Consider the following 25,567-nt stretch of genomic DNA (forward strand, 5'->3'; position numbering starts at 1 on the left):
GCCCCGAAGGGGCACGCCCCCCTCCTCTAAATATTCTCTATAAACTTACTCCCTTCTTAACTCCGACAATTATCCTAACTGGTCCCAGAAGACCTGACGCCCTCAGAGGAGAATCCGCGCTGTAATGTCGCCATACCGTAAATGTGTAGCGACCAGTGGGACTTGGTTTGCCTTCCCATACCCACTTCGGTATCTCCTTCAAGTTCCCATTCCATCCTACTCCGTTGTATTCGCAATGCTCCGGCAAATGTTCATCGCCAATCAACCTGTTCACCCAGAGATTCGTAACCTCTACCTCTAAGACATTCTTACCAGCCTTAACTGCATCCGTTATATCCACCTGGAACGGCTTCTTCCAGAGAATCCCCAAATCCTTTCCGTTGAGCTTTGCCCTCGCTATTACCTCAACATCTCCCAAATCAAGGAATATCTCCTTATCCTTACCCAATATCTCCTTCGGTATCTCTATTTCCTTTATATATCTCGCCGTTCCAGAGAAGTACTTAATCCCCTCTTCGGGATGCTCGCTCCAGGAGATCAGCTTTTCAAATACAACCTTCTCTGGAGCTCCCCAATTGGGCGGGAAGTGAACCTCCCAAGGACCCTCAACTTCTATCGGCTTGGGAACGGAAGCAATCTCCACTTTCACCCTCTTTTTCGTCGTCGTTTCAATCTCGTAATTGCCGGGAGCGAACGCCAATAGCTCCAACTTGCCCTGGAATGTTGTGCTCAGCTTGACATCCGGAGCCTTGCCAACTATTCCCTTCGGTATCTCAACAAGGTCGTTTTCGTTCACTATAATGGTTTTAGGTTCATTGTTCCACTTGTAATCAACTCTCATCTTCTTGACGACGAAGGGAGCGGGGTCGCCGGCTATCTCGTTTGTGGCTCTCACTATGAGCATATTGTTCTTCACCATCTTGCGCAATTGCTCCGTAACATCAACCTGTTTATTTGGGTCTTCAAGGATACCATAAATCGCCTTCACTATTTCCAGCTTCCCAATAGCCATAGGGGAGGGGAGGAAAGCATCCTTGCCATTGCGCAGGACTTTCGCGATTCCCTTTCTCTCCCTCGTCGGCTGGCGGAAGATGACGAAGACGGAGCCGTAGGGGTCGAAGTTGAGAGTTAGCTCAGTCCTGTCATCTACGAAGCGGAAAATCGGCGCCCTCTCAACTTTACCCGTATCGGGGTGCCAGAGCTCGGGAATCTTACCCTTTACCCTGAAAGTGCATTTAACCGTCTCAAATCGCTCCCTTTGATTGGATAGGAAGTAGATATCCGCATTTCCATCCCTGCGATGAATGTAAGTTATCGCCGTGCCCGGCAGGGTTCCCTCAAACTCAAAATCGGGTTTCACTCCCTTCAGCTGCAAAACTTCCTCAACCTTCTTTCCCCAGAATATCCTCCCCTTGCCATATTTTCTCTCCGTTGCCTTCACTCCGTCCAAATCACCCCAAATCTCATTAGCAAGCTTCTTCACTTCCTCATCAGCTTTGGGATAATCAACGAGGCTAGGGGAACGCAGGGGCTTAGGACCAATCACCCAAGCACCCGCCTTAACGAGTTCGCCGATTCTCTTTACCACCTTGGGCGTCATTTCTCTTTCATTTGGCAGGACGAGAACCTCATAGGACATCCCATGAGGTAGGACGAGCTTATTCCCCTTCACAGTTAGCCTTTCCAGAAGGGTTGGTGTATCGCAGGCGTCAAAGTCATAACTGGGAGGAAGAGGTTGGCTTGTCCTTATGCTTGCGGGCGAATTCTCTCCTATATAGAATAGGACATCGCCGACGAATAGTCCTTGCTGAAGGAGATATTCGCAGCGTGCCACATAGGTTAGCCAAGCGGAAGCGTCCTCCCACCAGGTGGTGTTGCGATTGAATTGAAATCCCCATGGACCCATTGTGTTCCCCGGCTTATAATTCAGCCAGGGTTGATGGGCATAGGTATGGAAAACATACTTATTAACCCCGCTACAGAATATGAGGTCGCCCAGAGGTTTGAGGAGATAGGGATAGTCAACCCAGCCACTCCAAGGGGGTCCGGCGGTGAAGGATTCCGCTCCCACGACCTGTTTACCATAGATATGGGCGATTGAGGAAGCCAGTTTAGCGTTCCAATCCTTCTCAATTCCCAAGCCGTGTCCCAGCCAGAACTCGCTCATAGGGACATCCGCCTTGCTTCCCGCAGTGATATCGTCAAATGGACCATTACCATAAGGCTCAACCCAGAGCAAGAGCCCGTGCTTCCTGCAGAGCTCTCCGAAGTAGCCATAATAGTTCTCATTGAAGAGGTCAACGATTGTCCTTCGGAAATCCCATAGGAATCTCTCCGATATATCCAAGCTATCAACCACCCTACCTCCCGCTGCAACTATCAAGAAGGGCAGAAGGTCATATCCGCATCGCTTCTTGAATTCCTCTCTCATCTTAGGAGTCCAGTTTTGCGAGCCCATCTCGTAGCTATCTATCAGGACATTTTTGAAGGTCTTGCCAGCCAATGGACCGCTGTCCTCTATTAGAGGGACAATGGCGTTTTTCCAATGCTCATCAAGAGCCTCTCTGCTCAATTTGTCCACCTCCCAACCCCTGCCTGAATCGGGAGCGGGAGCGTTCTGAGCGCCTGTTAAAGTATGTCCTATTCGGATAATCGTCCACTTGCCTTCAGGGACATCCCATACAAGGCGACCGCTGGAGAACTTTCCCGTGAGGTCAATTATGCGATTTTTGGGGACGATTGCATCGGGAGGAACGGGGCGGGTATCAGGTTGGGGTGTGTCCATTCTATGATAGCAAGCTTTTCCTTCCCAATTCTCAATTCGCCAATCTGTTGCTGGTGTGGGAAATGCGAGGACGGCGATATCCCTGTAGAAGCCAGCTACAGTGGGGGGTTGGGGGAGCTCGGCGTCAAATTTCTTTGGACCTTCAACTTGGACTTCGCTCCAGGTGAGCTTTTGCATTGCGTATTCCGGCTTTATCCAGGGACCACCGCTGCTTGACCAGCCGGCGCAGTTGTGAACGCAGACTTCCAAGCCGAGCCTGTTAGCCTCCTTAACGGCGTGCTTGAAGAGCTCGTGCCACTCGGGGCTCATAAAGAGGATGGGTCCGGGTGGATTTCCAGGGGCGACATTAAATATTTGCACGCCGGAAACCCCTTTCTCCGCCAGCTCCTCAAGGTCCTTCGTTATTCCCTCAAAAGTGATGCTTCCATTGCACCAGTGCCACCAGGTCTGTGGCTTAGCTACTTGGGGAGGGCGGAGGAAGCCCGAAAGCAATTTATCAGCCGCTTCCCCTGCGGATTGGAAGGCTAAGACCAACACAAAGACGAGGAAGAGAAGCATTCCGTTGTTTAAGTCGTTTGGCATGATATTAGCTCACCTCTCTTTTTTAGGTTTTTATCTATCATAGAAAAGGCTAAAATTATGTCAAATTATTTTTGGGCAACTTTATTCACTCTCTTATTAGATGAAGCGCTGCACCTTCCCTGAAGGGTGGGGTGAATTTTAATTTCCCTCCTCCTTCCACCTTGCCTCCTTGACGAACTATTCTTCTCAAAGGATGGAACCATTCAACCTTGAATGTTGCTTTTATACCCGAGAGGTCAACTTGTCCCTCTTTCATCTCCGGGAAATAAACGAGATATTCGTTCCCAGGGTCGGCTAAACAGTAGCTCGTTGAGGAAAGCTCGTTATGGGGAATCATTTTGGCGAGATTTATCCTCTTGGCTACTCTCAGCGTTTGTCCCATCGCCTGACGAATCTCCTCCGAACCAGGAATATCACCCCTTTCATTTCCCGTCAATGAGGCTATTCTGTCCATAAAGATAGGGTTATGTCCCCTTAGAAAGCTCTTCCAAACCCACTGATAATTTCCTCCTTCTCCCCAGATGTGATCAGTATCAAGGATTGACACCTTCTTTCCATCCATAGCTCGCGGATTGGTTCGCAAGTCCCCCCAATGTGCAGAGCCCGGGGAGAACCAATCCGCTGGGCTGGCGAGCATATCATCGTTGCTCTCCCTTCCGTGCCCAGTTAAGCCAACTGGATGTTGCTTTGGCTTTTTCTTCTCATACTCCTTTATATAATTCACGATGAACCAATCCCATTCTTTTGTCCCACCCTCATTTATTATTTCATAAAGAACATTATCAAGGTCATTAAGGGTATCTATCACTTTTCTGATGTAAGCCAGCTCAATCTCTCGCACAGCCTTGATTTTCGGATGCTCGCTCAAGGTAACGCATTCGCTCCCTCTTCCATCTCCATCCACATCGCCATCTATCCCATTTACATTGTTGTCTTTATTAAAGGGATGCAATTTCCATTCCCCCGGAACCTCAAAATTGCCTCCCACAAACAACATGACGGAAACATATATTCCCTTTTCCCTCGCCAATTCTACCCTTTCCCTCAGCCTCTTAAAGTAATCGGGATTGAATTTTTTAAGATTAAATTTCGGTTTCCCATCGTTGGCGAGACCCGGTCCAGTGCGTAGCCAAGGGTGAGGACTGATGGAAGGGAAAATCCAAGCACCAGTAGACTGCCAGGACCACATCCTGATGAAATTGTGGTTATGTTTAACGAGAAAACGGATGTAGGCATTGAAGTCGAAGGGAGGCTTTCTTTCATCGCCATCTTGAAGGTTCGTCCAGGTATGAGAACCAGTAAGATATACTATCTTCCCGCTGCTATCCTCAAAATAGCGTGGATTTGTCTTGCTGACCCTCAAAGGTCCCATTTTAGAGGGAGGAGTTGCACCCACCAAGAGAATTGAAGCTATGAGGCAAGGTGATAATTTTTTAAAAAGGCGCATAGAGTCTCACCTCCCAGTTTTTAAGATTTTCACCGCTATATCCCTGATTAAATTCTCCACTTTCAAAGTCATCTTCCCGCCTTCAGATCTCACCCTTTCCTCCTTAACTACCTTTCCCTCCCTCGTGTCAAACCATTGCACCCTATATTCTCCATCTCTCAATCCCAAAACATCAAAGCTGAAGGCATCCATCTTTCTGGGAATTTTACCCTCCAAATCGTTTTTCCAGTTGCTCGCCTTATCGTGAATCCATAACAAAGCCTCGCTATCCGTGCAGAGCCCTAATATATCAACATCGGGAATGTTCAAATCCTTGTAATTGGTCAAGCGATAGCGAGAAATGCTCACCCAATCTCCGCTTCTATTCTCCAGCTCTATCCTGTGTTTTCCCGCTGGTATATCAAGTCCATATTCCTTTTCGTAAGTATATTGATAAATTGACCATTGTTCTTGCCAAGCCTTGCTCTTGTATCCCTCATCGTCCTCGGGAAGCTTCAGGACGAAAGCCTCCTTACCATCAACCTTCACAACTATCTCGCAGGAACTGGAAACAACATTGACTGTGAAGAGGAATTTCCCGTTTTCAGGGTAGTCAACATTGAAGATGAGGGGGGCTCTTTCGTTGGGTTTGCCTGGAGAATAAAGAAATGCGCTGAATCTACCCTGGCCCTCTACTTTCCCATTTCTCAAGATGGTAAATTCCGTTCCCGTTGACCTTCCCCAACCCATTGTGGGTTGAAAGACGACATCACCATATCCTCGTGCTTTCTTATCCACATAACTTGGCTCACTCGTCTTTACATATTCATATTTCCTCTCCGCCCAGGGGATATCAGAGACGAACTTCGCTATGGGTTTGAACTCTTTAAAGAGTCCTTTTTGATGGATATAGTTATCCCACCACCAAATCATAGCGGTGCCCATTGAGCGCGAGAGCATCGCTGACCACATCCCGTTATGCATACTCGTTCCCAACCCTTTCTCATCGTAGTTCACATCGCTCTTTCTGAAGTCTATGCCGAACTCACCGATGAGAAAAGGCTTCTGAAACTTCTCGGTGTATTCTTTGCAGGTTGAATGGAAGAGTTGAGAGAAATCAGCTTGGTCCCCCACGCCGTAATGATGAATCTGAGAGTAATCCATATTCCTCAAACTCCAAACGGCATCGTCGCCATAGGTGGTCGTGAGAAGATGCTTGAAGGGGTCAATTGTCCTCATATAATTCGCCATTTCCTCAATCCAGCTGGCAGGAGCATTGACCTCGTTCCAAAACTCAAAGGAGAGGATGTTTGTTGAATAGCCCCAGCGAGCAACGATGTATTCAAGCCTCTGCTTATAAAACTTGCGCGCTATTTCATTAGTCCAGAAATCGGCTGGCTTATCGCAGGGACCGCCATTTTCTTTATTGTAGGGATTGAAGTGCCATCTTTGCTCGCCAAAATAGAGTTTTTGGTCTGAGACCTCGCCGTGATAGCCTAGGCAGAGCATTATATGAATGCCGTTTTTATGAGCCAGTTCCAAGAGCCTATCAACTCGCCAGGCGTTATCAAGGGCGTATTTCCCTAGCCCTTGATAATCTCCAGACGCCCCGGGGTCATTTGGCGACCATTCCAGGCTGAGATGCCAAGGGCACATCCAAACCCTTATATAGTTCCCTCCGTTATCCCCGAGTTCCTTCAGCCATCTTTCATAATCCTCCAATCTCCCCCAGCACATATTCTCACCAATCGCGAAGAACGATTTGCCACTGTCATAACGAAGGTAATAAGGAGAATTCTTGCTCCTTCTAATGAATCCCTCTCCCTCTTTCCCTTTCACTATGAAACTTCCCTCAGTTGATTTTGCTTCGCCATTTCTATCTTTAACGACAACATAATACCTATAGGTACCCTCCTCGCTCGGAGCAAATCTGACCTTCCAAGTTGGCTCGCCTTTCCTTCTCAATCCGCCTTGTATCATCTCGTAATCCTGATAGTAAAATCCCCTGACCTTTATGTTCTTTCCACTGGGGGAGGTGAAATAGGCGAAGAGGCTTATATCGTTTGGGTCGAATGGATTATCGTAGGTAGCGTCCATATCAATGGTCAGTTCAAATTTCTCGAACATCCTCACCTGCTTGGCGCTTGGAGATATATTCTTTATCTTCAGGGGTTTAGAGGAGGTCAAAGGGACGACCTTCCTTTTTTGAACCTCCTTCTCCAATCTCTCCAAATCCTTTTTTGCTTCCTCTTTTCCCATAGCTATCAACCTCACTTTCAGATTGATTTTTTCTCCTTTTCTCAAGATACCTCCTTCTTTCATGGAGGCGTAAATTTGGAGCTCAAAGGTGTCTCCGTTGAACTTCCTATCGTCTTGAAACTGGATGCTTTGCCCTCCAGAGATTTTGAAGCGAAGGTGTTCGCCTGTGGCAATTGTCCAGCCGAACTCGTCATAATAGCCGTTTACTAGCACATATGAAGGTGGAAGTTGAGCAGGGAGTTTTCCCTTGCGGATTTTATCTGAAAGGGAATCATAAGCAAACCATTCTCCCACACCCGCATTGGGAGAAATGGGAAGATAAGCAAAGAGAACAACGCCTTGAACTGGGAGGTCAGCTGTGGGCTCAAGGACATATGAAAGCTCTACCTCCTTGTCCCTTTTCAATATCTTCTCCTCAAACTTAACCACCTTCCCCTCACAGTATAGATTCCCTCGGAATAGCCCCGGCTTTGCCTCCTTTATCTCCTGTGAATTCTCCTGGTCTGCGTAATTGCCCTGCCAATTTGGCTTTACTATAGCCAGCTGGAGGCTTTGCAGTAGGAGGGCGTTGCCGAGTCTCAGCTCCTTTATAGTTCCATCGGGAGGAACTCTATAGGACAGGGAGGTTTTCCCTCCCCAAAGAAAACAGGGAAAGATTATAAGTAGCGAGAGCCACAAAATCTTTTTATTCATCTCCATCACGCTCCGCTTTTATTATGCATATTTATTATCATAAAGGAAAGATTGTTATTGCAAGAGGAAAATCTCACCATTTCGCCAAGAGCAAGAGGAAATTTTCTGGCTCAATTTGAAAATTGTAAAGCCCATTTGTGGCTTCTATCTCCTCCCCACTTAGAGCATTCGTTATTTTAGCGTTCTTATTTCCCATCCATTTCAACGAAATGTCTACTTTCTCATCTACTTTCAAATTAGATACAACGGCGAGCAAGCTCTTTCCGTCTTCCAACTCCCATACCGCTACCATTATTTCCTTTGCTTTGGGGTTTTCTATTTTCCAATAGGGATTCGGTCGCCAACCGGGAGTGAATTTGGACCTGCGGATTTGAAGGCGTTCAAATAATTGTGATAGTTCAACAACCTTATTCTGATTCATATATTCCAACATACCTATGGGGACACCATGGGGTAAGAACCAGGCGTAAGCCATAATTGTTTGCCTATAGACGGGGTGGTTTTCCGATGCCTCCCACATAAGTGCGTCAAAAAGATTTGGAACACCCCAATTTGTTGATAGACAGCGTGCCCTGAACAATCCTAAGCCCAAACATTTCCCATAGGTTCCCTCGGGTGTTAGCATACTCGGTCCTTGAAGAGGCCAACCCGCGAATTCTCCTGTTAACCATTCTGTTGCGAATCCCATCAATGGAGGGACGAACTCCCAGGAATGAATCCAAAAGTGATATTGAGGGAAGCCCTTTCTGCTTGGGGCTGTTTTGGGGAGGGGAGACTTCACATTGTCCTCAAGGAAAAGAGCAACCACCTTGTTGAATTCTCTACCTTCCAAAACCGGGACGGTGAGATGACGGTTTCCCTTTTCATCTGTCCATCCGCAGCCGTGTCTTGGATTACTACAAGCCATCGTGCCGCCCATCCATCCATCGCAATAAATGCCATCCAATCCCAGCTCCTTTACATTCTTGACCAACCATCCATAAAAAAGCCACTTGCGCAGGGTGTAAGAGCGAACGCAATTTTGATAATGGGGAACTCCTTCCCACTCAAGGATGGATTCCGGGAGGGTCTTCCAATCCTCGGCGAACTCTTCAAATTCTTTCCCAATATGGGAAGAGATTTTTTGGGGACAATGTGCTACGCCAAGGAATGCTATGTCTTTCCTATGGCAGTATTCCCTCGCTTGCTCCAAAATATCCCTTCTTACATTATAAGGGTTGTTTAGACCCTCCATAGCCTCTCCATTGGGTTTTGGCCATACAAGGCACATATCTATATCCTCGGAAATACGATTTAGCGCCCGCCAAGGTTCATAAACTAATGTCCCTGCTTTTAAAGCGAAATAATCTGGTGGAAGTGGCTTAATGGGAGTAGCTTGAATGCCGAATTTAAATATCCTTCCGTTCAAGTTAACGGGCTTTTCCACGAGATTAATTTGGTATATATGAAACTCCCTGCCAGGTATAAAGGTGCAAAAATTATCCTCGCTTATAGGTTCCCAGTGCTGAAGGGAGCAGTATGTGAAGCCTATTCCACCTTCCTCGTCCCCAAACCAGTGATAAAAATTGACTATATTTTCCTTCGGATTTGCAAGCCAGGGCAGGGGGATTGGCTTTTGCTCCACAAAACCAGCGAGAGGGCGGGAAAAGGTTTGATATAGCTTGATATATTCTTTTTTCAAAGGGACAACAACCTTTAGCCCCTCAACCTTTCTCTCCCTTTCTTCATCTTGAAAACGCAAATTGACCCAGAGGAAACCATCAAATTCAATCCACATATTCGCATATGCCTTTATTCCCTTTATTTCACCCTCAGCTATTATATCCGCTCTGCTCTTTCTCGCTTTTGCTATTTTAAATCTTCTCAAAGCAATGCTGTGCTCCTTACCACTTAATTTAACGACAATTTGAATGGGATTAGCAAGGATTCGTCTTCCTTGAGTGGTAATGCTATCGGGGAGAAGGGAATTCCCCCATTTTATTGTCCTTCCCCAAACCTTTACTTCCTTATTCTTCGCCTCCACAGGTGTCCAGGGCAAGGGGACGCGATCCAGTTTAGCGTAGTAATCGTATAGAGAGCTTATTAGCCAGTCGGGGTTTTCCCCTTTCCCCAAAGCTATGGAAATAAACAAAACGATAAGGAGGATTATTTTAGAAATAAGCGTTGGGGTTGTAATATTGGTTGACATTCTCCTTAGTTACTTCCACTGTTGGAAGGGTGATATGCTTGGGCACCTTTTCCCCTTTGAGGATTTTCAACGCCGTCTCAATAGCCTCCTTGCTGCCATTTGGATAAATATAAGTAGCGGTCATCTCTCCTCGCATTATCGCTGTGAAGGCTTCCTTCTGGCCATCTATCCCTATTATAACTAACCCTTTATCCCTCCCAACAGCTTTCGCGGCTGCGAGCGCGCCCAGCGCCATCTCGTCGTTATGAGCGTAAACGCCGTCTATCTTCTTATAAGCCTGCAGGGCATCCTCCATTATCTTGCGGGCGGGCTCTCGGAGGTAATCCGCTGGTCGCTTCAGCACGACCTTAATCCCCTTATACTTATCAACAACCTCGTGGAAGCCCTTGCTTCTCTCTATCGTGGGAGTGGCACCCAATATCCCCTCTATCTCCACAACTATTCCCTTCCCGCCCAATTCCTTCACCATCCTCTCACCCGCTTTCCTTCCTATCTCAAGATTTGAGGCTCCGATGAAGCAGGTGTAATCGGATGTTGTTATATTTCTGTCAAGCGTTATAACGGGAATTCCCTTCTTATAGACCTCCGCAACCACAGGAGTAAGGGGTTCTGCTTCTCTTGGACTGATTATTAAGAGGTCTATGCCACGGGTTACGAGGTCCTGCACATCGGCGATTTGTTTATTGTTATCGTTCTTGGCATCCGTATAAATGAAGTCTATCTCATCCTCGTGCTCTTTAACTGCATCTTGCATCTGCTTAAGCATATTTATTCGCCAGGGGTCTATCATTGTGCTTTGGGAGAAGCCTATGAGCCATTTTTTCTTTTTAGGGGCGGAGATTTTCCCTTCTGAAACCGAGGGTGCTGTCTCCCTTCTTTCCCCTCTGCCTCTAAGGGCGTAAAAGAGGGCGGCGAGCACTACCACTATCACTATGACCCAGACAACCGTTTTTCCTTTCATTCACAAATCACTCCTTTCTTTTTGATATATAAACGGCGAAAATTATTATTGCTCCTCTTATCATTTCCTGCATATATGTCCCTACGCCTTTCAGGTTAAGTATATTGTCAAGAATTCCGATTATCAAGGTGCCAATAACCGTGTTTCCCACTCCACCTGTTCCTCCTGCAAGGCTCGTCCCTCCTATCACAACGCAGGCAATAGCGGAAAGCTCGTAGCCCAATCCGAAGTTGGCATTGGCAAGTCCGTTCTGAAAACCAACCATCATAATCCCACCAAGTCCGGAGAGCAAACCCGATAGCGTGTAAATGAGAACCTTGACCCTTTCTACATTGACTCCCGAAAGGCGGACGGCTTCCTCATTTCCTCCCAGCCCATATACATAACGACCGAAGGCTGTGAAACGAAGGAGAAGATAGGCGAGGAGAGCTACGACGATGAAGATGAGGGTTTGGGTGGGAAGAAAATTTCCGATTTTCCCCAAGCCGAGATTTATGAGGAGCGGAACCTCGCTTGGTTCAAGGGTGATGGGCTGACCATTTGTATAAAGGAAGGCGAAACCTCTCACGGATGTCATAAGGGCGAGGGTCACAACGAATGGTTGCATTTTCCCCTTAGTGATGAAGATTCCGTTGAGGAAGCCGAAGAAGGCGCCTCCGAGAAGCCCTATCAAGATGGCTATGGCAACCGGAAGATGGTAATATTTGATAGCTCCCGCAGTGAGGCAAGCGGAGGCAGCGAGAACGGAGCCAACGGATAGGTCTATCCCACCGCTTAAAATGACGAAAGTCATACCTATCGCCATTATGCCCATTATGGAGATTCGCTGAACTACATTTTGGATGTTAGTCGGACGGGTGAAGTCGGGGGAAATAATGGAGGAGAGGATGATAAGAATCAAAAGCCCAAGTGCTACTCTATATCTTTCCCAAATTGTCTTTCTCATCTTGTTTTAAGTATGAAGTTTAAAAGAATTTGAGGCAAGGGCTATGTTTTATATGGGGGAAGATTTTTATTCTTCCATTTTAATCAGATATACCTGTCTTGTATCCTCGCAAGTGGAGTTGAAGATTATCATATCTCCCTTTGGGCTCCAGCTGGGATGCAAATCGCAACGCCAATAGGGAGGAATCTTGGGGTTGAGGAATCTCTCTGGCTCAAGGAAATTTCCAATTGGCAAAACGGCGTTTGTCTTCATATCCATTATGAATAGGCTCTGGAAACGAATTTCGTCCGGCTGCCTATCAATTACCATCCATCTCCCATCGGGTGAAAATGTGGCGTGTCCATCAAAATCCAATAAGCCCTTGCCCAAAATCCTATAATTGTCTCTCCCATCAGTGAAAAGGATTGGGCACCATTTCTTGCCTTTATATCTTGCCGTCACCATCAATTCCTTTTCCGATAGCCAATCAAAGTGGGAACCACCCCATTCCCAGGGAAAGGGAAAACAAGCTCTCAAATCCTTTCCATCCGTGCCTATCGTCATAGCGGCTGTATGCCATTCCCCACCGTTTTTCTGCACCCTTGTCAAGAAAAATATCCTCGTCCCATCTTTGTTAAATAGGGTGTGTTCAAAACGCATCAGGGGAGGTGAAGCGATATCGGGAGGAACGCCGAGGTATTCCTTCACCTCAGCGATTGAAAGAAGCAAATAAAATTTTCCGCTCACCAAATCTATTAAAAATAATCCATCATCCTCAGGGAAAGGTTCATCCACGCGAGGATTATCTCCCTCACCATCATAGCCATAATCCGGTCTCGCGAGGCGCAGACGAGCGTAATTGATGCTCAGTGCTATTTCCTTTTCAGGTAAAACAGCGCTTATGGGACGGGGGATTATCTTTTCTTGCCCTGAATTTATATCCTTTACGATTGAAACGAACTTCCCTTCCCTGAAGTCGTTATAAATGATTCTATTCTCGTCAAGCCAGTGAGCCATGCATCCCTGTTGAAAATTCCAAGCGCGCGTCTCCGCTATGGGGATGGATTCGCCCGTTTCCAAATCTATCAATAGAAGAGTTGCTACATCTTTTAGCGTGGGAAGATAATCCTGCACCGTGGTCTCCAACACCGCGACATAGCGTTGGCTCTTATTAAAGGGGCTTATGCCGTAATAGGTGGCGTGAAGATGCTCCTTTGACTTATCGGTTATCCTTTTCGGTTTGGACATCTTGGGAAAAACGACCTCGCCTCCGATAAAGTCTTCCATCATTTAATCACCCCTCTTTAAATCCTTTTAGTTTCTCGGGCAATCCAGCTTTCATCTCAATCGCATTGCAAACTTTACATTTCAAACAGCCTATGCAATCGGGATGCCCTTCCTCCTCATAGATAGCTATTCCTTGAGGGCAGCGGTTAGTGCAGAGAGCACAATGCCTGCAGGCATCGCTTTTCACTTCCACCCTTAAAAAGCTGAAGCGATTGAAGAAAGAAAGAAGCGCTCCCAAAGGGCACATCACCCTGCAGAATGGACGCGAAAAGAGGATTGAGAGAATTATGATGCCTACCAAGATGGCTATCTTGAGGAAGTAATTCCAACCGATTAGCGAGCGAAATTGAGGCTCAATAATCGGCCAGGGAATACCTCCCTGCAATGTTCCCACGGGACAAATCTTGCAAAAAATCGGTTGATGGAAGATGAAGGGTAGAAGGAGGACGAAGATGGCTAGGAAGAAATACTTTCCGTAGGAGAGATATTTAGGTAAAGAGAATTTCCTCGTGGGGATTTTATATAGGAGGTCTTGAATGAAGCCGAACGGGCAGAGCCAGCCACAAGTTATTCTTCCGAAAACAAGCCCGCTGAGGAAGATTATACCCAAGAGATAGAAGGGGAAGAAGCCTACATCAATAGCATACTGAAGAGAACCTATGGGGCAAGCGAAAGTGGCGAGAGGACAGGCATAGCAGTTCATAACTGGGCAGGGAAGCCATCTGAGGTGGAGAAAATAGAGGTTAGTGATTGCGAGCCCAGAGATCTGAGAGAGGAATCTCCATCTCTCCAATCCCCAATAGCGGGATTTTCTACTATTATTTACCAAGCCCGATGCAGGAGGTGCAGATGATTTCCGCATTTATCTTGACCTTCTTCCATTCTCCTCTTTTAACGCCAAAGGCGGTAAGAGAAATCATAGCTATAACGAGGAGAAGCCAGATGAGACGAAAAAGCGCTTTCACGGAGTCATTTCGCCTCCTCTTTTTTGAACACGCAGAATATTTTCTTGGATATGATGCCTTTCCCCTCTATCTTTATCAGGAATGACAAAACCTGTGGACCCATAGCGAAGTCGTCTTCAGCTGAAACTTTTATCATTAAATCTCTCTTTTCCCCAGCTTGAAAGCTCAAACTTTCTCCCTTTGAGGGCAAGGAGGTCTTTAAAAACTCATCACATATAATGTTCAGCTCCACCTTAATCTCTTCTTCCGAGTTGTTCCTAATCGTGACCCTGAATTCCTTCTTATCGCCCTTACCAATTTCCTCTACTTCCATAAAGATGGGTGGAATGACCTCTGTTTTAGCTACCTGCATTTTGTGAGAAACCAAATCCTCAACCAAGATTTTCCAAAGCCCCTCCTTGGTATTCAAGGGCAAAGAAAGGGGAATTCTCAAAATTCCCTCCTTCGCCACATATGACCCAGTCCATTCCCTCTCTACATCCCCTTTTTCGTTCAAAACCGTAATCCGCAGGGGAGTTAAGCCCGGGAGGGGCTTCCCGGAGTTGTAAAGCAGTACCGTTAAGGTAGCTGGTTCACCCGCTATAATCCGCGAAGGCAAATCTATTTCCATTTTATCCGCCAAGGGGAGGAAGGAAAACAATTTTGCGCCAGCTGGTGGTAGCTCCAATAAATTCCCGCTTTTGAATCTCTCTCCACTGAAGACATCAATCGCTTCTCTTTGCTTGGGGAATGAGAGCTTGGCGCGCGTGGTCTTGTATTGATTTAGATTGATTAAGAAGAGATATTCGTTCCCCTTTTCATCCACGAACCTTCTGCAAGCTATGTCAAGGCAATCGGTTTGAACTATTTCCTCAACTATTCCTTTAAATGTTTGTTTCACCCTCTCTACCGCTTCCTTAACTTTGGCTTGGGAATATTGCTCAATTGGGCAGTTGTATATCTTATAACTGCCATCTTGGCTATCATCTTCGTCAATGGGTATAACGGAAGCATTAAAGGGAAGCTTCCTTGCACCTTTTATCTCCACTTTGCATAAATCATCCATCAGTACAATTCCCCCCTTTGAAATGAAATCCTCCAGAGCTTTAGCCACAGATAGAGGCAAAACGGAGACATCGGAGAGGTATATAACTTTGTAATGGGATAAATCGCCCGAAGCTACTCGTTCTTCATCCACCAATTCCACGGGAATCTGCGCTCTCAGGAGGGAGAAGAAGGAACCCGCTACCCTGAAGCAATGTTCATTTGGTCTCTCAAGAATGCGATATGCATCGGTTGAGAAGGAGATAAGCAAGCCAACCGGCTCTTTCTTTCTTCGGAGAGCGTAAAGCAATTTGCCATATTTTTGGAGGAATGCTCCTTGCCTTCTAAATTCTTGCCAAACAGCTTTATGCCCTTCATCAAATTCCCAAACGGGTTGGAAGGGGCAATAGAGCACTCCCTTTCCTCCGCTTCCAAGTATTGAATGGAAAACCGCCCTCTCATATTCTGGCGAGCGCTCCTCAAACCATTTCCCCCAGAGGTTGTTATGAGCAGATGGGATGATATAGATGTCCTTATCATCCGCACCCAATCTCACTGTTTCCACACCGAATATATGCATATAGGGGGAAGCGGGATAAGAATAATAGCCCGGCAATGTTAGAATCCTCTGCTCATATGATGGGCAGATGCCGAATCCCGGATTCCACCAGGTCTCAAACACATGATGAGTATCCGCGTTCAGTTTTGATTTATATGTATCGCAAACGACTTTCATATAATCCGCGAATATCTCTTTACAGCGAAAGCGATTCCAAAGGAGCCAAGGGTCGTTATCGGGGATTATGCCTGTAACCTTTTTTAGTTGCTCTGGCGAGAATCGGGGTGCTTCCAGACCGGTTTTCTCTTTGAAATTTTTGATTGCATGGTAGCTGTAGTCGGCGAGTGGTCCACATCTCATATCCTCCCAGCTCGTTCCTCGCCACATGAAGAAATCGTCGCCGAAGAAAATCTTTCCCGAAAACGCGGGATGCTCTCTTATCTTCAAAAAGGAATTCCCCAATTCAGACCTCGCGAGTTCCCTTGCCAATGGACTGATATATGATAGGCGAGGCTTCCCCGTATCTGGAGACCAATAGCAGGTCTGCACTTTCCCCTCAGATGTAAGTGAGTGATCCTGCTGGGTTGCCTCATCGGGAGCCGAAACAGGGGCTCCCTCTATTCCTGCGAACCCCATCCCTCTCTTAGCCATCTCATCAAGCCATTTCTCTCTCTCATTGGGAAGCCAAACGCTCATTAAATTCATATTTGCGTTCGCTAAAAGGTCTAAGGAAGATGATATATCCGCCTCGCCATAGCGACGAATCCTCTCGCCAGTTAAAACATAACCATAGAAGCCAAATCCTATCGTCTCTTTTTCAAGCCTCGGCACTATATAGATTCGCTCCTCAACTGAGGGAAGAGAGGCGAAAGAGAGGGTGATTTTATAGGAGCCAAGGGATAGCTTGTCCGTTCGCAATTCTGCCTTTACTTCCTTCAATTCCCCTGCAGAAACGCTCTGGTTCATCTCAAGGACATCCAGAATTTCGTCGTATTCGTCTTTAAGCGTTAGGATGAGTTTGCCCGTGAGCGGTTCATTTGAAGGATTGTGTATGAGGGCTGTAACCGGTATGTTATCTCTTCTTGTGAAAGCATGCCAATTCAACAATATTTTCAAGAAAGGTTTCTCCTCCCTTGAGAAATCAGTTGCTTCTCCAGTCTCTATCTGTATACCATCAACGAAAAGTTCGCCACCAACATAGGTTCGGAAGTAAAGATACATAGATGTTGCTCCTGCCTTGGGAGTGAATTTGATTTTAATCCTTTCAAACTCCTCTCCTTTGGTTTGGAAAAAGAAATGACGTCCCGCATCCGCTTCCACTGCCCCGATTTCCTCTCCCTTATCATTGAAGACGAAAACGAAGACGCCAGTGTTTTGAGGAGCGATTGCGGAAAAGCTCAGAGTGTAGGTTATTCCACCCTTTACGGGGAAGCTCGCCGAGATGGCGTCGCAATAGGGTGGTGCCGAGCATTTCAAATGGAGGGCTCTCCTCCCGAAAACGGAGACTTTATCGGTGATTTCCGCTAAGTTTTTCCCGCTTTGCGGTTCAAACCTCCAACCCCAGGGAAGTCCATCGGGGAATACAATCTCAAAGCTTGGATTTTGGACTTCCAGATATTCCTTGCCATCCTGCTCAAGGAGGGACAAATCGTCAATCCACGCTTCTCCGTTTGGCGGGTAAACCCTGAAGAGAAGCGCCATAGAGCTCGCGTTTTGAGGGGAGGTGAAGCTAACCGCGCTCTGGGAGAATTTCCTTCCGGAGAAGCCGTAATATCTCCTTTCCTTTTCTACTTCATTCCCTTCTGAATCGTAGAAAAATGTGAAGACATTCCCACCACCATGGCAGTGGAACTGAAGAATGTATTTAGTGGATGGCTTTATGGGAAAGCGAGGTGAGAATGCGTCGGCGTAGGGACCGCTTAAACAGATAAGATGAAGGCTCCGCTTACCTTCCTTCGCGTGCTTTTGTGATATCTCAACTATGTTCTTATCGGTACCCGGTTCCCTTATCCAACCCACAGCCCAGCCATTTTCATCCAACAGCTCAAAGCTCGCATTGGGGATGTTCACTTGTGCCATAGATATAACGGACAAGAAGATGGCGGATAACAACAATATAGATGTTACCCTCATCAAAGCTTTGGCTAAATATATTTCTCTATCTCTCGCAGGAAAGCGGGGATATCTGATGGCTGGCGTGAGGTGATTAGGTTGCCATCAATGACTACCTCTTTATCCTCAACAATCGCACCCGCAGTTTTCAGTTCTGATTGAACGGAACGATAAGCGGTAGCCTTCCTCCCCTTCATAACTCCCGCCGAAATCAATATCTGGGGACCGTGACAGATAGCCGCTACGGGTTTGCTCTTCTCAAAGAAATGCCTGGTGATTTCCTTCGCTTTCTCATCATGTCTCAGCGCGGAGGGGGCTTTCCCTCCCGGAAGGATAAGTAGGTCATATTCTTCTGGATTAACCTCCTCCAAGCTTTTGTTAGCCATTACCTCGCTACCGTGTTTCCCTACGATTACACCTTTCTTGAAAGACGCTATGTCCACATCAACCCCCTTCTCCCTGAGCATCTTGTAAGGCTCTAAAAGCTCGGAATCCTCAAAATTGTCGGCGCTGATTATCAATGCCTTCATATCAACCTCCTTTCAATCCCTTATGCCGGATTGTAATTTCCTCGGCAAGCCTCTCAAGGGATTGGAAATCCTCCTCCTTGGGGTAACCCTTAGCGAGAACGGGAGGAAGGAACTCCACTTTCAGGTTGGATAAAATCTCCTTTATCTTTTCCGCGGTTTTTCCTCCCCAGCTATAAGAGCCGATTAATCCAACATATTTGAGCTTTGGACGGAGGGCGGAGACGAGATAAGCGGCGTAAATTGCGTTTGGATGGGGACTGCCCAAAACTGTTGGCGTTGCCAGGACGAGGGTAGCGGGGTCAACGAGAGCCATAGCGAGGGCTCCGATATCGGAATTGGTCAGCTCAAATACCTTCACTCCTATTCCTTTTTCAATTAGTTTATCTACGAGAAATTTTGTCATGGCTTCCGTTGAACCGTGCATGGATATGTGAGCGACAACGACTTCGTCCTTAACTTCATCGGAAACCCAATCCTCGTAAACCTTTATGATGAAGTCGGGCTCGGCGTAAATTGGGCCATGGCTGGGAGCAATCATATCCAGCTCTAACATCCTCACCTTTTCCAGGTGTCCCTTTATCAAATTTCTGAAGGGCATCATAATCTCGGCATAATAACGCTTTGCTGAGAGGTGGACCTCGTCTTTTTTCACTGCAAAGAGGTCGCTCGTCGCCAGATGCGAGCCGAAGAGGTCGCAAGGAAAGAGTATTTTATCCTCAACGAGATATGTGAGCATTGTATCGGGCCAATGGACCCAGGGAGCGTGGATGAATTTCAGGTTTTTATCGCCGAGGGAAACACTTTCTCCATCTCCAACTGTTAAGAAAACCTCGTCTTCTAATAAGAGCAAGTCCTTCAATATATCCTTTGCCTTTGGAGTGCTTATCACTTTCGCCATAGGAAATCTATTGAGAACGGCGGGAATTGAGCCGGAATGGTCTTGCTCGGCGTGGTTGGCGATTAAATAATCTATCTTTTCTACATTTAGCTTCTCCAAATTTTTGAAGAGCTCATCTTCCTTTGAGGGGTCAACCGTGTCTATAAGAGCTGTTTTCTCGTTGCCTTTGATTAAATAAGCATTGTAACTCGTTCCCTCTGGTAAGGGAATGAGGGAGTCAAATAGCCTCCTATCCCAATCAATCGCTCCCACATACCAAATGTTTTCCTTTATCTTCCCGAGAGGCACTCCAGTTCACCTCCTATGATTTCAGGATTTGTTGTATGTCTTCCTCTGGCTCTCCTATCAATTTTATTTTGTATTCATCTACTAGCACCTTCAGAATATCCTCATTGACCCAAGCAGGCAGAATAGGTCCCAAATAGATGCCCTTGATGCCGAGATAGAGGAGGCTCCATAGGATAGCCACAGCTTTCTGCTCCATCCAAGAGAGGACGAGAGTGAGGGGAAGCTCGCTTAGGCTTAACCCAAGGAGATTAGCGAGAGCTTCCGCGATTTCAATCGCTACGATGGCGTCGTTGCATTGTCCCAAATCCAAAAGGCGAGGAATTCCCTCAATATCGCCCAATTGTAGGTCGTTTATGCGGAATTTCCCGCAAGCCAAAGTGAGTACGATAGTATCCTTCGGAAGCCTTTGAACGAATTCTCTATAATACTCCGCTTTCTTCAAAGGGGAATCGCACCCTCCAACCAGGAAGAAATGCCTTATCTTTCCCTCATTGATCAATTGCTTCAACTTATCAGCTAAGGTGAGAATCACCGATTTTGAGAACCCTGTGGTGAGAACGACATCTCCCTTTTCATCCTCTAAATCCGGAAGCGATTTAGCTTTCTCTATGACCGGAGAGAAATCGTAGCCTTCAATATAGGGGACATCGGGAAGACGAGCTGGTCCAGTAGTGAACATCCTCTCTTTGTAAGCTTCCGTTGGTATGAGAACGCAGTTGGAGGTTCCCAATATCGCCACGGGATACTTCGCGAACAGTTGGCGTTGGTCAAACCAAGCTTTCCCGAGATTGCCAGCAAGATGAGGGAATTTATTCAACACCGGATAGCCGTGTGCGGGTAAAAGCTCTGAGTGCGTATAGACATTTATACCCGTACCTTCTGTTTGCTTTAAGAGCTCGTGGAGGGCTTTTAGTCCGTGACCGGTGGCGATGATTCCCTTGCCCTTGCGAGTGCCAGTTTGAACTTCCCTTGGCTGGGGTTCGCCGAATGTCTCAATATGAGCCCTCTTCAGAAGTCTCATGGTTCGTATGTTCATTTCACCCACTTTTAGGGCGTAAGAGACGAGGGATTGAGCATTGAAGTTCACATTTGTTAAGGTGGTATAAAGGGCTTCCTCCATAAAGGCGTCTATTTCGGGGTCAGAATAACCGAGCTCCCTCGCGTGGTAAAGATATGCGCTGATTCCCTTTAAAGCGAAGAGCATATTGTCCTGCAAGCGAGCTACAGTGGGGCTTTTACCGCAAACACCTCTCTTTGTGCAGGCGATTCCACCTGCAACCTGTGAACACTGATAACAAAACATGTCAAAACCTTCTGTCATAAAAACCTCCTTAATCCGCTAACTCAAAAGCGGATTTATCTGCCCCGCACACGGGGCATACCCAATCGTCGGGAAGCTCTTCAAAGGGAGTTCCCGGCTCAATCCCCGATTGAGGGTCGCCCTCATTGGGGTCATAAACATAACCACAGACTGAGCAAACGTACTTCTTCATTTGTAAAACCTCCTTTTAAGATGTTTTATGATAAGTGGGAGATGCCTCTGACACCTTCCACTTCTTCACTTGTTGATAATAGGCATAGGTTAAAGGTTCGCCTTCCTTTAGAACATCCGCATTTAAGATTTCCCCTATGAAGAGCGTGTGACTTCCCACATCCACTACCTGCACGACTTCGCATTCAATATAGGCGAGGGCATAATCTGTGGGGATGGGGAGCCCTCTTTCAGTGAGGAAATAATTTATTCCCTCAAACTTGTCTACTTCTCTACCACTGCGGAAGCCGAATCTTCCGATGTATGTCAGAGGGGTTTCCTTTTCCAGAATCACAACGGAGAACTTGCCGCTCTCCTTTATCATATCGTGGGTGAGGTTCTTCTTGTTGCTGCTCAGGGCAAGAAGTTGAGGCTCACTTGCCACCTGACATACAGCATCGGCTATTTGACCATTAAGCTTTTCGCCCAATCTAGCCCCTATCACATACAATCCGTAGCTTATGAGTGTTAATGCTTTCTCGTTCATCTTAGCCAAGCGTTATCTCCATAGCCCTAAATGGGCATATATCAACACATACCTCACAGGCGACGCATTTCTCAGGGGAGAAGATGACGCGCCGCTCTTCATCAAAGTGAAGCGCGCCTGTGGGGCAGTGGACAACACAAGCTCCACAATGGGTGCATAGCTCTTCCCTCATCACGATATCCTGACTCAGGGGTTGAACCTTTACCCCTTTTTCCTCAAGATATCTCAAACCTTTCTGAAAATTCCTTTCCTCTCCCTCTATCTCAAGGACCATCAAGCCCTCGCTATCTGGCGTTATATCCGCCCTCAGAATGTTAAAAACGAGGTTGTAATCCTTTATCAGCTTGTAGACAACAGGTTGGTCTACGAGCAAGGGAGGGAATCTCAAGACCAATCTCGCCTTCATTACTCATCACCTCGCTTCATATCTCCTCTATAAGAGGTTTTCTAATCTCACAGGGCTTCATCTTCATACCGCTTTCCGGACCCGGTAGTCTCTCAACTGGCTGAGTGAGGAAGAATTTTCCCTCTTTAATCCAATTTTTCAGAATCGTGGCTATCTGCCTCGCCTTGTAATAGCTTGAGAGCGATGCTGTGGGGACTTTCTTTCCCAATACCTCAATCTCCCCGCTCTTCAGCTGGGCATAGGTAACCTCAGCGAGGATTTCACTTTTTCTATTAGGATAGGCATTGCTGTAATCCACAACGGGAGCGGTTATCTCCTCGTCGCTCGCAGCTGCTCTGCGGAAAATCTCCTCGTTCAAAATAGGAATCGGTATTCCCACTCCCACAGCAAGACTAACCCCATAGCCCCTTATGCTTGCGCCCCTAATCCATTCTGGGCTCATTTGCTTTAAATCGCCTATAAGGGCAAGAGTTCCGGCGGAAACTTTCGGTATCCCGAGCTCATTTCTCGGAACTGCGGGGCTATGTTGGGTTCCCCACCAGGCTACATAGCCAATCCCTCCTCCCAAGAAGATGCGTGTGCCGATACCAATCGTTTCATATAGGGGGTCTTTGAGGAGGGGACTCAACTGTCCAGCAGAGCAGTAGTTGGCGTTCCCCAAATTTGGCTTCAAAACGCCCATATAGGTATAAATAGTCCTGTTTGATAGGTTAACCGCGACATTGTAGTTTTGGTAAGCGTTGCGAGGATTCAACAAGATAGCTTCATTTACCGTTTTCAAGTTTATATAAGTTTCCAGTTCTTTCCTTGGATAACAATCTGTTCCGTAACTCTCGGCATAAAGAAGAACATCTTTTCCCCTCAGCAAGTCCTCAATAACATGCCCTCCCCCATATTTGAATTCTCCGGGGTATTCGGTATTAGCTGGGTCGTTCTCGGGGATCGCGGTAGCTCCCAAATAGATATCCACGGCAGCGAGTCCACCATAGGCGGGAACATCGTTAAGCCAAGCTCTCGTTATCTTGATGCGAGGAGCGGTATGCCCGAGATTTATCAGGACACCTGAGGAGCACATAGGACCAAATGTCCCCGTCGTTACGACATCAACTTTTTCCGCTGCTTTCGCATATCCCTCTTCCTTAGCTAACTCTATTACCTCCTCAGCTGTGAGGACGACAACTTTTCCCTTCCTTATCTTCTCGTTTATCTCCTCAATCGTTCGTTCTCTCAACTCTTATCGCCTCCTTCCAAACTGTTCTTTCATTCAAAAAGACCTTCAACTGAAAGATATCGCTCGCCAGTATCGGGGAAGATAACGACTATTAATTTCCCCTTGTTCTCTTCCCTCTTCGCTACCCTTAGCGCAGCAGTGCAGGCTGCTCCTGAAGAAATCCCGCAAAAAATTCCTTCCTCCTTAGCAAGACGCCTAGTCATCTCATAAGCCTCCTCGTCTTCAATGGACATGATTTCGTCTATATAATCAAGATTTAACACCTTGGGAATGAATCCTGCCCCTATGCCCTGTATCTTATGGGGACCGGGACAACCACCTGAGAGAACGGGAGAACCCGCCGGCTCAACTCCAATGATTTTTAAGGACGGCTTTAACCCACCGCCCTTTATGTATTCCCCTATTCCCGTGAGGGTGCCTCCTGTGCCTACCCCTCCAACCACTATATCCACCTTCCCATTCGTATCCTCCCATATCTCCCTCGCCGTGGTTTCTTTATGGATTTCAGGATTAGCTGGATTGGCAAATTGGTCGGGAATAAAAGCCTTGGGATAGCGCTGAGCGAGCTCATAAGCTTTCTCTACAGCTCCCTTCATCCCTAATTCCCCTGGAGTAAGAACGACATCCGCACCCAGCGCCTTCAATATCTTAACTCTTTCCGCCGACATCGTCTCAGGCATGGTGATTATTAGCTTATAACCTCTTGAGGCACATACCCAGGCAAGAGCTATTGCGGTGTTACCGCTACTCGGCTCTATGACAACTGTATCCTTATCAAGAATCCCTCTTAGCTCTGCGTCCCTTATCATAGAAACGCCTATACGGTCCTTAACGCTTCCGCAGGGATTGAAGAACTCCAGCTTTGCGACAATCTCCGCCTTCGCTCCCATCGCGACCCTTCTCAAACGAACGAGGGGAGTGTTACCTACCAATTCTGTCATATCATTGGCAACTCGCAAAAGGAAATCGCCTCCTTTTGTCTTATTATGAAGTATACCCGAAAAGAGAAATTTAGTCAATATAAATTCAAAAAAATAATGACAAATTATTGACTAAAAAAGTTGATATTATATAATAGTAAATGAGGTGAAAGATTATGCCGCTTAGATTGAACACTATGGTGAGATATGCAGTTCGTATTATGCTCAGCCTTGCCTCAAGGTGGCAGGGAAGCTATATCTCGGCGAATGTCATCGCGAAGGAGCAGGAGATATCCGTGGATTATGCCGAGCAAATCCTGAGGAAATTGAGGTTGGGCAAACTTGTAGAGAGCAACAGGGGTCCTGAGGGAGGCTTCAAGTTGACAAAACCTCCCTCCGAAATAAGCTTGATGGATATAGTAATTGCTATGCAGGGGAGGGTTCATTTGATTAGATGTCTTGAGCCAAACGGGGAGAAACACTGTCATCGTGCCCCAAATTGTTCAGCAAGGATAATGTGGCAGAAATTAGGAGAAAAGGTGGCGGATTTCCTCTCTAACAACACACTTGAGGATGTGTTGAAGGAAGCGAGAGAACTCTTACCAAAGGATACCCCTCCTCACTCCTACCCCTATGTCATATGAGAAGCTGAGGGAAATAATCGGGAATATGAGAAAAGTTATGATAGCCTTTTCGGGAGGAGTTGACAGCGGAACGCTTCTCGCGGTCGCCATTGAGGTTCTTGGGAGGGAGAATGTTGTGGCAGGAACGATTAAATCGCCTCTTGAGAGCGAGGAAGACCTCAAGCAAGCCAAGGCGTTGTGTGAAAAGCTTGGAGTGGAACAAGTCATAGTCCAGGAGGATATATCTTTTTTATCCCATAATTCACCAGACCGCTGCTACATATGTAAGAGGATGACTTATAAAAGACTTTGGGAGGAGGCGAGGAAAAGAGGGATAGATTTTCTCCTTGATGGGACGAATGCAGACGATTTCTCAGATTACCGTCCCGGCTTGAGGGCAAAGGAGGAGCTCGGAGTAAGGAGTCCCCTGGCTGAGGCGGGAATGAAGAAGGAAGATGTCAGGGAGCTTGCAAAGGAGCTCGGGCTCCCCATTTGGGATAAGCCATCTTCCCCTTGTCTCGCAACTCGCATACCCTTTGGGGAAAGGATTACCTTGGAAAAGCTGAAAATGATAGAAAACGCTGAGCGATTCATAAAATCTCTTGGTGTAAGTGATGTTAGGGTGAGGTGCCATATGGAGGGTGAGTTGGCAAGGATAGAGGTGAGGGAAGAGGAGATGGAGAAGATTTGGAATAATAGGAAGCAAATAGGGGAGATGCTTTCCAAGATAGGCTTTAGGTATATAGCTTTGGATTTGCGTGGTTATAGAATGGGAAGTCTAAATCCAGAAGGAGTAGACAAAGGGTAGAATGAAAGGGATAAAATCGTTAATTTGGACGTTTCAAAACTTGTTCCTGTGGGAAGGAATTAAGTTTGCCTTCTCGCAGT

The 25,567-nt window shown here is 46.7% G+C and carries 18 protein-coding genes and 1 pseudogene; 2 read left to right on the forward strand and 17 right to left on the reverse strand.

The features are described from left to right. Positions 1 to 37 precede the first annotated feature (37 nt). From H5T88_08855 to cysK, 17 genes and pseudogenes are all read right to left on the reverse strand, one after another. A complete protein-coding gene (locus tag H5T88_08855) occupies positions 38 to 3,367 on the reverse strand; it encodes a hypothetical protein (protein MBC7330451.1) in 3,330 nt (1,109 codons plus the stop codon). Positions 3,368 to 3,452: 85 nt separating this feature from the next. Further along, a complete protein-coding gene (locus H5T88_08860; GenBank protein MBC7330452.1) occupies positions 3,453 to 4,814 on the reverse strand; it encodes a hypothetical protein in 1,362 nt (453 codons plus the stop codon). Between the two features lie 6 nt (positions 4,815 to 4,820). Beyond that, on the reverse strand, positions 4,821 to 7,751 hold the full coding sequence (locus H5T88_08865) for a DUF5060 domain-containing protein (GenBank protein MBC7330453.1): 2,931 nt from the start codon (positions 7,749 to 7,751) through the stop codon (positions 4,821 to 4,823). A 67-nt stretch (positions 7,752 to 7,818) separates the two neighbouring features. Next, positions 7,819 to 9,933, reverse strand: coding sequence for a hypothetical protein (locus tag H5T88_08870; GenBank protein ID MBC7330454.1), 2,115 nt, complete (start codon positions 9,931 to 9,933; stop codon positions 7,819 to 7,821). After that, positions 9,896 to 10,894 carry a substrate-binding domain-containing protein gene (locus H5T88_08875; protein ID MBC7330455.1) on the reverse strand — a complete coding sequence of 333 codons (999 nt, stop codon included), beginning with the start codon at positions 10,892 to 10,894 and terminating at the stop codon, positions 9,896 to 9,898. The genes H5T88_08870 and H5T88_08875 overlap by 38 nt, the downstream gene beginning before the upstream one ends. A 7-nt stretch (positions 10,895 to 10,901) precedes the next feature. Next, a complete protein-coding gene (locus tag H5T88_08880) occupies positions 10,902 to 11,840 on the reverse strand; it encodes an ABC transporter permease (protein MBC7330456.1) in 939 nt (312 codons plus the stop codon). A 66-nt stretch (positions 11,841 to 11,906) separates the two neighbouring features. Beyond that, positions 11,907 to 13,109: a PD40 domain-containing protein gene (locus H5T88_08885; GenBank protein MBC7330457.1), complete on the reverse strand. Its 1,203-nt coding sequence runs from the start codon at positions 13,107 to 13,109 to the stop codon at positions 11,907 to 11,909. Positions 13,110 to 13,113: 4 nt separating this feature from the next. Further along, a complete protein-coding gene (locus H5T88_08890; GenBank protein MBC7330458.1) occupies positions 13,114 to 13,968 on the reverse strand; it encodes a 4Fe-4S binding protein in 855 nt (284 codons plus the stop codon). Further along, positions 13,925 to 14,071, reverse strand: coding sequence for a thioredoxin (locus H5T88_08895; GenBank protein ID MBC7330459.1), 147 nt, complete (start codon positions 14,069 to 14,071; stop codon positions 13,925 to 13,927). Before H5T88_08895 ends, H5T88_08890 begins: the two co-directional genes overlap by 44 nt. Positions 14,072 to 14,075: 4 nt before the next feature. Continuing rightward, positions 14,076 to 17,786: a hypothetical protein gene (locus tag H5T88_08900; GenBank protein MBC7330460.1), complete on the reverse strand. Its 3,711-nt coding sequence runs from the start codon at positions 17,784 to 17,786 to the stop codon at positions 14,076 to 14,078. Between the two features lie 11 nt (positions 17,787 to 17,797). Further along, on the reverse strand, positions 17,798 to 18,295 hold the full coding sequence (locus tag H5T88_08905) for a type 1 glutamine amidotransferase (GenBank protein ID MBC7330461.1): 498 nt from the start codon (positions 18,293 to 18,295) through the stop codon (positions 17,798 to 17,800). A 1-nt stretch (position 18,296) separates the two neighbouring features. Further along, complete coding sequence (locus H5T88_08910; protein ID MBC7330462.1) at positions 18,297 to 19,481, reverse strand: FprA family A-type flavoprotein; 1,185 nt, start codon at positions 19,479 to 19,481, stop codon at positions 18,297 to 18,299. 13 nt (positions 19,482 to 19,494) lie between these two features. After that, positions 19,495 to 20,784 (reverse strand): hydroxylamine reductase, encoded by a 1,290-nt coding sequence (hcp, locus tag H5T88_08915; GenBank protein MBC7330463.1) that lies wholly within the window; start codon positions 20,782 to 20,784, stop codon positions 19,495 to 19,497. 28 nt (positions 20,785 to 20,812) lie between these two features. Further along, positions 20,813 to 21,499: pseudogene (locus H5T88_08920) on the reverse strand (rubredoxin). A 1-nt stretch (position 21,500) separates the two neighbouring features. Next, the gene (locus H5T88_08925) at positions 21,501 to 21,905 is read right to left on the reverse strand and encodes a 4Fe-4S binding protein (GenBank protein ID MBC7330464.1); all 405 of its coding nucleotides are present in this window, start codon (positions 21,903 to 21,905) and stop codon (positions 21,501 to 21,503) included. 16 nt (positions 21,906 to 21,921) lie between these two features. Beyond that, positions 21,922 to 23,136, reverse strand: coding sequence for a homocysteine biosynthesis protein (locus H5T88_08930; protein ID MBC7330465.1), 1,215 nt, complete (start codon positions 23,134 to 23,136; stop codon positions 21,922 to 21,924). Positions 23,137 to 23,165: 29 nt separating this feature from the next. After that, a complete protein-coding gene (cysK, locus tag H5T88_08935; GenBank protein ID MBC7330466.1) occupies positions 23,166 to 24,077 on the reverse strand; it encodes a cysteine synthase A in 912 nt (303 codons plus the stop codon). A 155-nt stretch (positions 24,078 to 24,232) separates the two neighbouring features. Here cysK and H5T88_08940 point away from each other — a divergent pair, with 155 nt between their 5' ends. Both H5T88_08940 and larE read left to right on the forward strand, forming a co-directional pair. Beyond that, positions 24,233 to 24,700, forward strand: coding sequence for an Rrf2 family transcriptional regulator (locus H5T88_08940; GenBank protein MBC7330467.1), 468 nt, complete (start codon positions 24,233 to 24,235; stop codon positions 24,698 to 24,700). Further along, entirely contained in the window at positions 24,690 to 25,487 is a 798-nt protein-coding gene (gene larE, locus H5T88_08945; GenBank protein MBC7330468.1) for an ATP-dependent sacrificial sulfur transferase LarE, read from the forward strand. The genes H5T88_08940 and larE overlap by 11 nt, the downstream gene beginning before the upstream one ends. The last annotated feature ends 80 nt before the right edge of the window (positions 25,488 to 25,567 follow it).

This window comes from bacterium (assembly GCA_014360495.1).
Classification (GTDB): Bacteria; Armatimonadota; JACIXR01; order JACIXR01; family JACIXR01; genus JACIXR01.